Source organism: Actinomycetota bacterium (assembly GCA_036280995.1).
Lineage (GTDB): Bacteria > Actinomycetota > CALGFH01 > CALGFH01 > CALGFH01 > CALGFH01.
Genome location: DASUPQ010000637.1, coordinates 1 through 9,160 on the forward strand (window position 1 = coordinate 1; position 9,160 = coordinate 9,160).

General features: G+C 74.3%; 11 protein-coding genes. 5 read left to right on the forward strand and 6 right to left on the reverse strand.

The window, feature by feature from the left end; genetic code table 11:
- The first annotated feature begins 7 nt into the window (after window positions 1–7).
- The 4 genes from VF468_21725 (at window position 8) to VF468_21740 (ending at window position 2,759) form a co-directional block, all read left to right on the forward strand.
- Window positions 8–118 carry a hypothetical protein gene (locus VF468_21725; protein ID HEX5880909.1) on the forward strand — a complete coding sequence of 37 codons (111 nt, stop codon included), beginning with the start codon at window positions 8–10 and terminating at the stop codon, window positions 116–118.
- Between the two features lie 85 nt (window positions 119–203).
- Window positions 204–365, forward strand: a complete 162-nt coding sequence (locus VF468_21730; GenBank protein HEX5880910.1) for a hypothetical protein — start codon at window positions 204–206, stop codon at window positions 363–365.
- A 154-nt stretch (window positions 366–519) separates the two neighbouring features.
- A complete protein-coding gene (gene rbsK / locus VF468_21735; GenBank protein HEX5880911.1) occupies window positions 520–1,503 on the forward strand; it encodes a ribokinase in 984 nt (327 codons plus the stop codon).
- An 8-nt stretch (window positions 1,504–1,511) separates the two neighbouring features.
- Entirely contained in the window at window positions 1,512–2,759 is a 1,248-nt protein-coding gene (locus tag VF468_21740) for a Gfo/Idh/MocA family oxidoreductase (GenBank protein ID HEX5880912.1), read from the forward strand.
- A gap of 3 nt (window positions 2,760–2,762) precedes the next feature.
- On the opposite strand, the gene VF468_21745 is transcribed toward VF468_21740, so the two are convergent.
- The 6 genes from VF468_21745 to VF468_21770 all read right to left on the reverse strand — a co-directional run bounded on the left by VF468_21745 (window position 2,763) and on the right by VF468_21770 (window position 8,159).
- Window positions 2,763–3,371, reverse strand: a complete 609-nt coding sequence (locus VF468_21745) for a hypothetical protein (GenBank protein HEX5880913.1) — start codon at window positions 3,369–3,371, stop codon at window positions 2,763–2,765.
- Window positions 3,372–3,405: 34 nt separating this feature from the next.
- Window positions 3,406–3,903: an LPXTG cell wall anchor domain-containing protein gene (locus VF468_21750; GenBank protein HEX5880914.1), complete on the reverse strand. Its 498-nt coding sequence runs from the start codon at window positions 3,901–3,903 to the stop codon at window positions 3,406–3,408.
- Between the two features lie 71 nt (window positions 3,904–3,974).
- Window positions 3,975–5,498 carry an FGGY family carbohydrate kinase gene (locus VF468_21755; protein ID HEX5880915.1) on the reverse strand — a complete coding sequence of 508 codons (1,524 nt, stop codon included), beginning with the start codon at window positions 5,496–5,498 and terminating at the stop codon, window positions 3,975–3,977.
- Entirely contained in the window at window positions 5,495–6,547 is a 1,053-nt protein-coding gene (locus VF468_21760) for an alcohol dehydrogenase catalytic domain-containing protein (GenBank protein ID HEX5880916.1), read from the reverse strand. The genes VF468_21755 and VF468_21760 overlap by 4 nt, the downstream gene beginning before the upstream one ends.
- The gene (locus tag VF468_21765; GenBank protein ID HEX5880917.1) at window positions 6,544–7,395 is read right to left on the reverse strand and encodes a hypothetical protein; all 852 of its coding nucleotides are present in this window, start codon (window positions 7,393–7,395) and stop codon (window positions 6,544–6,546) included. The genes VF468_21760 and VF468_21765 overlap by 4 nt, the downstream gene beginning before the upstream one ends.
- Window positions 7,392–8,159, reverse strand: a complete 768-nt coding sequence (locus VF468_21770; GenBank protein HEX5880918.1) for a GntR family transcriptional regulator — start codon at window positions 8,157–8,159, stop codon at window positions 7,392–7,394. The genes VF468_21765 and VF468_21770 overlap by 4 nt, the downstream gene beginning before the upstream one ends.
- Before the next feature lie 158 nt (window positions 8,160–8,317).
- Here VF468_21770 and VF468_21775 point away from each other — a divergent pair.
- Window positions 8,318–9,160 (forward strand): amino acid permease (locus VF468_21775; GenBank protein ID HEX5880919.1); only part of this gene is annotated, 843 nt, incomplete at its 3' end.

The following is a 9,160-nucleotide window of genomic DNA, read 5'->3' on the forward strand; positions in this document are numbered from 1 at the left end:
GCACTACCTGGTCCGGCCCGACGGTCACGTCGGCTACCGCGCCGCCGGCACCGACCTCGACGGCCTCGAGCGGTGGCTGGCCCGCTGGCTCTCCGGCACCGCCGGCCCGGAGACATGACCGGATCGACCTGCAACTCGCGGTCGGCGCGTCGCCAGGCATGCCGAATGCGCGAAATCGATGGTGGCCGGTTGCCGCGGCTGCCATGCTGCGGCCGTGCCTGCCAACCCTTTCGACGTACGGATCGCCGGGACCTACGAGGCGGGCGGCGCTGGCGCCGCCGGCGGGCGGCCGCGCCCGGGGGGTGCTGGAGGACGCCGGCGTCTACGGCATCGTGGTCCTGCCGCCCGGCGGGGCGGCCCGGTGACGGTCCGGCTGGTCACGATGCTCGCCCACCCCGACGACGACGACTCCTACCTGCTCGGGTCCGGGAGGGCGAGCAGCGGGCCTTCCCGGAGGCCATCGGGTACGGGGGCGCGCCCGCCCGCTTCCTCCGCCACCCCGACTACCACCTGCCTCGGGTGCCGTTCGAGCGGCTGGTCGGCGAGGTCGAGGCGGCGCTGATCGTGCTCGACGCCGAGTGCTTCGTCGCGGCCGCTCCCGAGGTCGCGGTCGTTGGCAGCCTCAACCTGGACCTGGTGGTCCGGGTCGCCCGGCTGCCCGGCCCCGGGGAGACGGTCTCGGGAGAGGACGTGTTCCGCAACCCCGGCGGCAAGGGGGCGAACCAGGCGGTGGCGGCGGCCCGGCTCGGGCGCCGGGTCGCGATGGTCGGCCGGGTCGGCGACGACGCCGCCGGCCGCGAGCTGCTGGCGGCGCTGGAGGCGGACGGGGTCGGCACCTCCCAGGTGCGCGCCGTCGCCGGCGTCCCCAGCGGCACGGCCTTCATCACCGTCGGCGACGACGGCGAGAACCAGATCGTGGTCAGCCCCGGCGCCAACGCCCGGCTGACCCCCGAGGACGTGGAGGAGGCCGGACCGGCCCTGCGGGCGGCGGCGGTGACGCTCCTCCAGCTGGAGGTCCCGCTGGCCGCCGTGGCCGCCGCCGCCGGCACGGCCGGGGGCAGGGTGGTGCTCAACCCGGCGCCGGTGCGCGAGCTCCCCGCCGAGCTGCTCGGCCGGGTCGACGTGCTGGTGCCGAACCGGGTCGAGCTGGCCCAGCTGGCCGGCGGGGCGGTCCCGGCGACGGTCGCGGAGGCCGTGGAGCTGGCCGGCCGGCTCCCGGCCCGGGCCGTGGTGGTCACGCTGGGGGCCGACGGTGCCCTGGTCGTGGAGGACGGCGACGCCGGCCACGTCCCCGCCGTCCCCGTCCGGGCGGTGGATACGACCGCTGCCGGCGACGCCTTCTGCGGCGGCCTGGCCGACGCGCTCGCCGCCGGCGCCGCCCTGGAGGACGCGGCCCGGCGGGCGGCGCGGGTCGCGGCCGCGGCCTGCCTCCGTCCGGGCGCCCAGGCGTCCCTGCCCACCCCGGCCGACCTGCGGGCCCTGCCCGAGGGCGCCGGCGCCTAGGAGCCGCGATGCCGCCCGTCACCCTGGCCGTCGTCGGTACCGGCAACCGCGGGACCACCCACGGCGACTGGGTGCTGGCCAACCCGGACCGGGCCCGGGTGGTCGCGGTCGCCGAGCCCCGCCAGGCCCGCCGGGTCCGCTTCGCCGCCGGCCACGGCCTCCCCGCCGGGGCGGTCTTCGCCGACTGGCAGGAGCTGGCCGGCCGTGGCCGGACGGCCGACGCCGTCCTCGTCTGCACCCAGGACGCCATGCACGTCGAGCCGGCGATCGCCTTCGCCGGGCTCGGCTACCACGTGCTCCTCGAGAAGCCGATGGCCACCACCGAGGCCGGCTGCCGGCGGATCGTCGAGGCGGCCGAGCGGGCCGGCGTGATCCTGGCCGTCTGCCACGTCCTGCGCTACACGCCCTACACGGCCCTGGTGAAGCAGGTGGTGGACGCGGGACGGCTCGGTCAGGTGCTCTCCGTCCAGCACCTGGAGCCGGTCGGGTTCCTGCACCAGGCCCACTCCTATGTCCGCGGCCCCTGGCGCCGCCAGGACGCGGCCACCTTCATGCTCATGGCCAAGTCCTGCCACGACCTCGACTGGCTGCAGTACGTCGTCGGCCGCCGCATCCGGCGGGTGGCCAGCTTCGGCGGGCTCAGCCACTTCCGGCCCGAGCACCGGCCCGCCGGCGCCGCCGACCGCTGCCTCGACTGCGTGGTCGAGCCGACCTGCCCGTACTCGGCCGTGCGCTTCTACCTCAGCCGCCTCGAGTCCGGCCCCGGCTGGCCGCTTGACGCCGTCGTCGACCGTTACACCCGGGCCGACCTTCTGGCCGCCCTGCGCCACGGCCCCTACGGGCGCTGCGTCTGGGCGTGCGACAACGACGTGGTCGATCACCAGGTCGTGGCCATGGAGTTCGACGGCGGCCCCACGGGCACGTTCACCATGACCGGCTTCAACGCCGGCGGCCACCGCCGGACCCGCCTGTTCGGCACCCGCGGCGAGCTCGACGGCGACGGCGAGACTGTCCGGGTCCATGACTTCCTCACCCAGACGACCGAGGTCCTGTCCGCCCGGCCCCCGGGGGACGCCACCGCCGGCGGCGGCCACGGCGGCGGCGACTGGGGGCTGATGGACGCCTTCGTCCGCGCCGTGGCCACCGGGGACCGCGCCCACGTCCTCACCGGCCCCCGGGAGTCGCTGGCCGCCCACCTGGCCGTGTTCGCCGCCGAACGGGCCCGTCAGGAGGGCGTGGTCGTGACCGTCGCCTGACCGTCAGCGCGGCGAGTACAGCCAGGGCTGCCTGAGGTCGAAGAACTCGGGCACGCCGGCGCTGAGGGCGTCCATCTCCTCCATCTGGGCCCGGAGCTCGGGGGGTGGCTCCTTGCGCTCGCCCTCGCGGGCCTCCTCCTCGGAGGTGAAGTAGATGGCCATGGTGTAGGCCCCGCCGTCGTGGAGGACGGCGACGCTGCCGAGGATGTCGGGACGGAAGTCGGCCCACTCGGACGAGTCCTGGGCCATCAGCTCCCGGGCGCGGTCGGGGTCGGTGCCGCGGCCCCGCATGACCTGGACGAAGCCGGCGTCGCCGGGCTCGCCGACGACGTCCACGACCACGTCGTCGCTGTCGGTGAAGCTGGCCTCGCCGCTGAACAGCCGGGCGGTCTCGGCCCACCAGCGGTCCTGCTCGGGCCGGCCGCTGTTGCGCCGGGCCGCCTCCTCGGACTCGAAGCGGGCCAGGGCGATGAAGCGGCCGTCGTCGGTCACGCCGGCGGTCGAGCCGAGCCAGCCGGTGGCGCCGGGGGCCAGCTCCCGGTCCCACCGGTCGAACGCCGCCCGGACCTGCTCCGCGTCGGCCACCTGCCCCTGGATCACCTGGACGAACACCGCGAGCCCCCTTTTGGTAGGACCTGCCGATCCGCTATGGCCTCCGTGACCATACCGCGAACCCCGGACGGCGGCGCCGCCCGGCCAGCAGGAGCAGGCCGCCGGCGACCAGCAGGCCGGTCCCGGCCGCGGCGGCCGGCCCGGTGCCGGCGCCCGTGTAGGGCAGGGACACGTCACGCTTGCAGTGGGCGGGGGCCTCGGCGTTGGTGTGCGCGGCCAGGACCAGGGTGGTGCCGTTCTTCTCGTAGAGGTCGGCCAGGAGGGCCGGATGCCGGGACAGGTCCAGGTCGATCTCACGCTCGAACTCGCCGGAGGCGTCGGCCACCACCGGCATGTCGGGGGTGACCTTCTGGCCGGTGCGGACGTCGCGGATGACCAGGGTCAGCCTGGCGTTCGGCTCCAGGCCGGCGCCGGCGACGTCGACGTGGTCGCAGACGGGGCAGTTCATCGTGAGGGTCTCGGCGCCGTATCCCGGGGCGGCCCAGAGCAGCAGGGCCGCGGCGAGGCAAAGCGCCAGCCGAAGGCGACGCATGGGTACCTCCAGGGGCGGGGCAGGCAACACCGCGCGGAGCCTAGCCAGGTCCGAGGTTCACGGCAAATCCGTCAGCCCCGCTCGAACACCGGCTTCAGGGCGAAGTAGACCTCGCGGTAGCGGCCGTAGGCCTCGCTGTAGCGCTGGTGGCGCTCGGGGTCGGGCACGTGCTCGTCGGGCTGGTAGGCGACGAAGGCGTCGACCGCCTCGGCCACGGTCGTATGGACCCCGGCGCCGACCGCGGCCAGGATGGCGGCGCCGGTGGCGGTGGTCTCGACGCTGGTCGGGACGCGGACCGGGAGGCCGGTGACGTCGGCCTTGATCTGGCGCCACAGGGGGCCCTTGGCGCCGCCGCCGACGATCGTGAGGCGGCGGACCTCCAGGCCGGCGTTGCCCATGCCCTCGAGGATGTCGCGCAGGGCATAGGCGCTGCCCTCCAGCAGCGCCCTGGTCATGTGGGCCCTGGTGTGGGCGAGGGTGAGGCCGTAGAAGACGCCGCGGGCGGCCCCGTTCCACTCGGGGGCCATGGCCCCCTGCATGCAGGGCAGGAACACCAGCCCCTCGGCCCCTGGGGGGATGTCGGCCGCCGGGCCGGTCAGCAGGTCGTAGGCGTCGCCCCGCCCGCCGGCCTCCTCGGCCCGTTCCAGGGGCGCGAACTGGTCCCGCCACCAGCGGAAGTTGCCCCCGGACACGAACCCGGGGTTCTCCAGCAGCCAGACGTCGGGGTCGGCGTGGGGGTGGCACTCGACCAGCATCGCCGGGTCCTCGCCGGGGCCGGCGGAGGCGGCGCAGACCGGCTCGGCGGTGCCGGCGACGTCGCAGACCTCGCCGGGGGCGAACACCCCGGCCCCCAGGGTGGCCGCCATCTCGTCGCCGCAGCCGACGACCACCACCGTGGCCGGCGACAGCCCGGTGCGCTCGGCGAAGCCGGGCGTGACCGGGCCAACCGGCTGGGTCCCGGGGACCAGCTCCGGCAGGGTCGCCGGGTCGACACCGACGGCGTCCAGCACCGGCGCCGACCAGGTCCGGGTGCGCGGGTCGAGCAGGGCCAGGGAGGAGGCGTTGGACCAGTCGACGGCCAGCACCCCGGCCGCCTCCCGGAGCACGTAGGAGCCCGGCGGCATCAGGTGGACGGCCTCGGCGAACACCTCGGGCTCCTCGTCGCGGACCCACAGGGCCTTGAAGACGGCGTGGGAGGAGTCCAGGTTGGCGCCCGTGTGGTGGTAGAAGTCGGCCGGCGGCAGCTTGGCGGCGACGGCGGCCGCCTGCGGCTCGGCCCGCCGGTCCATCCAGATCATGGCCGGGCGCAGCGGCGTGCCCTTGGCGTCGCACACCACCATCCCGTCCAGCTGCGACCCGAACGACAGCCCCTTGACCGCCGACGGTCCCTCCGGCACCTGGGCCAGCAGCCGGGGGATGGCCGCCTCCAGGGCGGCCGTCCACAGCCGCGGGTCCTGCTCGGCCCAGGTGGGGTGGGGGAAGGAGACGTCGTAGGCCTCGTACGCGGAGGCCACCAGGCGGCCGTCGGCGGCGTACAGGGCGGCGTTGGTCCCCTGGCTGCCGACGTCACAGCCAATCACGTAGGGCCCGTTCATGGGACCACGACCATCTTGAGGCCCGTGCCCGAGCGGATGGTCTCGAACGCCTCGTCGATGCGCTCCAGGGGGAACTGGTGGGTGACGACCGGGGCCAGCTCCTTCCGCCGCCGGTTGAGGTAGTCCATGGTGATCCGGTACTGGCGGTGGGTGGCCCCGTAGGCGCCAAGGACGGCCAGCTCCTTGTAGTGGAGCTGGTTCATGTCGAGCGGGCTCACCGGGTCGTGCTTGGGCAGGCCGGCGAAGTAGACCACCCGGGCCCGCTTGGCCGCCATCTCCAGGGCCGCCTGCTGGGCCTGCTTGGAGGGCGCGGCCACGCTGATCCGCTCGGCCCCCAGCCCGGCGGTCCGCTCCAGCAGGGCGGCCAGGCCGTTGTCGGTGCCGGCGACCCAGGCGTCGTCCACGAACCCGCCCACTGCGGACAGGGCCAGGTCGAGGCGCTGGCGGTTCACGTCCGAGAGGAACACCCGGCTGGCCCCGCGGTCGCGGGCCATCACCGCCTGCCAGCAGCCGATCGGCCCGGCGCCGAGGATCAGCACGGTGTCGCCGAGGTCGACGTCAAGGACCTCGATGCCGTTGAACGCGCAGGCGAACGGGTCGACGACGGTGGCCAGCTCCGACGGCAGGTCGGGGGGGAGGGGGATGAGGTTCTTGACCGCGATCGGGGGCACGGCCGCCAGCTCGGCGTAGGCCCCGGGGAACGGGTCGTAGCCGTAGAGGAGGTGCTGCTCGCACAGGTTCTGGCGGCCGTCGAGGCACTGCAGGCACTCGCCGCAGGTCAGGATGGAGCCGAGGAACACCCGCCCGCCCGCCTCCACCCCCGGGGGGAGGGCGGCGTCGGGCCCGACCCGCTCCAGCACCCCGACCGGCTCGTGCCCGAGGACCCAGGGGGCCGGGGCCCGCGGGTCGCCGTTGGCGAAGGTGCGGGCGTCGGTCCCGCAGATCCCGCAGGCCTCGACCCGGAGGACGGCCCCGCGCGGGTCGAGGGCCGGCTCGCCGGTCTCCCGGACCTCGACCTGCTGCCGGCCGGTCATGAACGCGGCCCTCATGCCGGCTCCTCCGGCGCGGTCTCCTGGAGCTCGGCGTAGGCCTTGTCGGCGCTCCAGCGCTCCCGGATCACCCGCGACAGGGCCCGGGTGATCGCCTCCGGGGAGCGGTGCATGAAGATGTTCCGGCCCACCGAGCAGCCGATGCCGCCGGCCGCGGTGGCCGCCTCCATCCGAGCCAGCAGCTCCCGGTCGCCGAGGCGCGACCCGCCGGCCAGGACCAGCGGGATGCCGGCGGCCGCCTCGACCAGCCGGGCGAAGGAGTCGCCGTCGCCCGGCCAGTTCGTCTTGACGATGTCGGCGCCCAGCTCGGCGCAGAGCCGCACGTTGCGCCGCAGGTACTCGAAGCCGTACTGCTCCTTGAGCTGCTCGACGGCGGCGTAGGTGGTGGGGAACTCGGCCTCGGCGATCAGGGGCATGCCCATGGCCGCGCACTCGCGGCCGATCCCGGCCAGGGTCCGGATCATCCCCGCCTCGGAGGCGCCGCCCAGCGCCGTGAACAGCACCACGGCGTCGGCCCCGAGGCGGGCGGCCTCCCCCACCTCGGCGATCTGGACGATCTCGGGCTGGGGGTCGCCCGGGTTGGCCGACGCCGACAGCAGCAGGGCCAGCGAGGTGGTGGGCGCGAACGCCGGCTGGGCGAGGCGGATCATGCCCTTGGACATCATGATGACGTTGGCGCCGCCGGCCACCACCTCGGCCGTGCGGCCGCCGATGTCGGCCAGCGGCTCCAGGAACGTGGGCGAGGTCATGCCATGGTCGAGGGCGCAGATGATCGAGACCCCGGCCGGGTCGATCACCCGCTTGAGGCGCATCGCGGTGCCCACCTGCGTGGTGGCCTGTGCTGTCATGTGAACCTCCTTCCGGGACCCCGCCTGACCACCGTGAAGTCGAAGGCGTCGGCGAGGTGGAACTCGTGCGATGAGAGCACCGGGGCGCCGTCCATGGCGTAGTCGACCTGCCACAGGTAGAGGAGGAGCTCGCCGCGGGGCACGCCGAGGCGGCCGGCCACGGCGTGGTCGGCCCGCACGGGCCGGAACCGGGCCACGCCGTGGTTGATGACGACACCCAGCTCCCGCTCCAGGACGTCGTAGATCGAACGTTCCATCATGTCCTCGGCGGCCCCCGGGTGCCGGTCGAGGAGCCGGCTGGGGAACACGTCGCGCGACAGCACCACCGGCTTGCCCTCGGCGGTGCGCACCCGCTCGATCACCAGCACGTCCTGGCCCGGCTCCAGCTCCAGCAGGGCCGCCTCGCCGGCCGAGGCCGGCTCCACCCAGTGCCGCCCGGAGGCGATCCCGGCGGTCATGCCGGCGGCACGGATGGCGTCGGTGACCCCGAAGTTCACGTCCAGGCTGTTGGCCATCCGGGGGTGGGAGGCGACGAAGGTGCCCGAGCCCTGGCGGCGCCGGAGCAGGCCCTCGAGCTCCATGGCCCGCAGCGCCTCGCGCAGGGTCGCCCGCGACACCTGGAGCTCGGCGGCCAGCTCCGGCTCGGAGGGCAGGCGGGTGCCGGCGGGGAGCTCTCCCCGGTCGATCCGCTGCTTGAGCTCGTCCTGGACCGAGACCGAGCGTAGCCGTAGGCGCGCCCCGGTTCCCCGCTGTGGCCTCTGCATTCTGGCGAGGAGTATACGTCAGACAACTCAGCCAGGGTCAAGGAGCTTGACTCGGTTCGACCACCCACTTACGATCCCGGCAGCGTGAAGTAATGTCAGACAACTTCCGACCGTAAGGGGGTTGTGGCGTGGCTCAGGAGCGACGCAAAGTCGGATCGGTGAGCTACCAGGAAGCCGGCGAGGACTACTTCGGCAAACGCCAGCTGCGGCGGCACGCCGCCTTCTGGTCGCTGTGGTCGCTGGGGGTGGCGGCCGTCATCTCGGGCGACTTCTACGGCTGGAACCTGGGGCTGGACGCCGGCGGGTTCGGCGGGCTGCTGCTCGCGACGGCGGTCATCACGATCATGTACTTCGGGCTGTGCTTCAGCATCGCCGAGATGTCGCCGGCCCTGCCCCACACCGGCGGCGCCTACTCCTTCGCCCGCTCGGCCATGGGCCCGTGGGGCGGGTTCATCACCGGGCTGGCCGAGAACATGGAGTACGTGATCACCCCGGCCGTGGTCGTGGGGGCGATGGGCTTCCTGATGCACGACATCATGGCCGGGCTGCTCGACCTCGCCGGCTCGCCCTGGTGGAACAGCCCGGTGACCTGGTGGGCGGTCTTCTACGTGGTCTTCGTGTGGATCAACATCATCGGCATCGAGGCCACCATGCGGTTCACCGTGGTGATCAACATCCTCGCCCTGGGGATCCTCGGCTTCTTCTTCGTCTCGGTGCTGCTGTCGGGCAAGCTCGACACCAGCCTCTGGACCAACATCCCGCCCGAGGAGGGCGGCTCCAGCTTCCTGCCCAAGGGGATCGGCGGCATCTTCCCGGCCATCCCGTTCGCCATCTGGTTCTACCTGGCCATCGAGGAGCTGCCCCTGGCCGCCGAGGAGTCGCACGACCCGGCCCGCGACGTCCCCCGGGCCACCATCTGGGGCCTGGTCACCCTGATCGTCACCGGCATGGGCGTGCTGTTCCTCAACACCGGGGTCGACGGGGGCGCCGCCTCCATCGGC

Coding starts and splice junctions, on each gene's coding strand:
- VF468_21765 (HEX5880917.1), bottom strand. CDS start 7,395: ATGACAGCACAGGCCACCACGCAGGTGGGCACCGCGATGCGCCTCAAG.
- VF468_21740 (HEX5880912.1), top strand. CDS start 1,512: ATGCCGCCCGTCACCCTGGCCGTCGTCGGTACCGGCAACCGCGGGACC.
- VF468_21760 (HEX5880916.1), bottom strand. CDS start 6,547: ATGAGGGCCGCGTTCATGACCGGCCGGCAGCAGGTCGAGGTCCGGGAG.
- VF468_21770 (HEX5880918.1), bottom strand. CDS start 8,159: ATGCAGAGGCCACAGCGGGGAACCGGGGCGCGCCTACGGCTACGCTCG.
- VF468_21755 (HEX5880915.1), bottom strand. CDS start 5,498: ATGAACGGGCCCTACGTGATTGGCTGTGACGTCGGCAGCCAGGGGACC.
- VF468_21750 (HEX5880914.1), bottom strand. CDS start 3,903: ATGCGTCGCCTTCGGCTGGCGCTTTGCCTCGCCGCGGCCCTGCTGCTC.
- VF468_21730 (HEX5880910.1), top strand. CDS start 204: ATGCTGCGGCCGTGCCTGCCAACCCTTTCGACGTACGGATCGCCGGGA.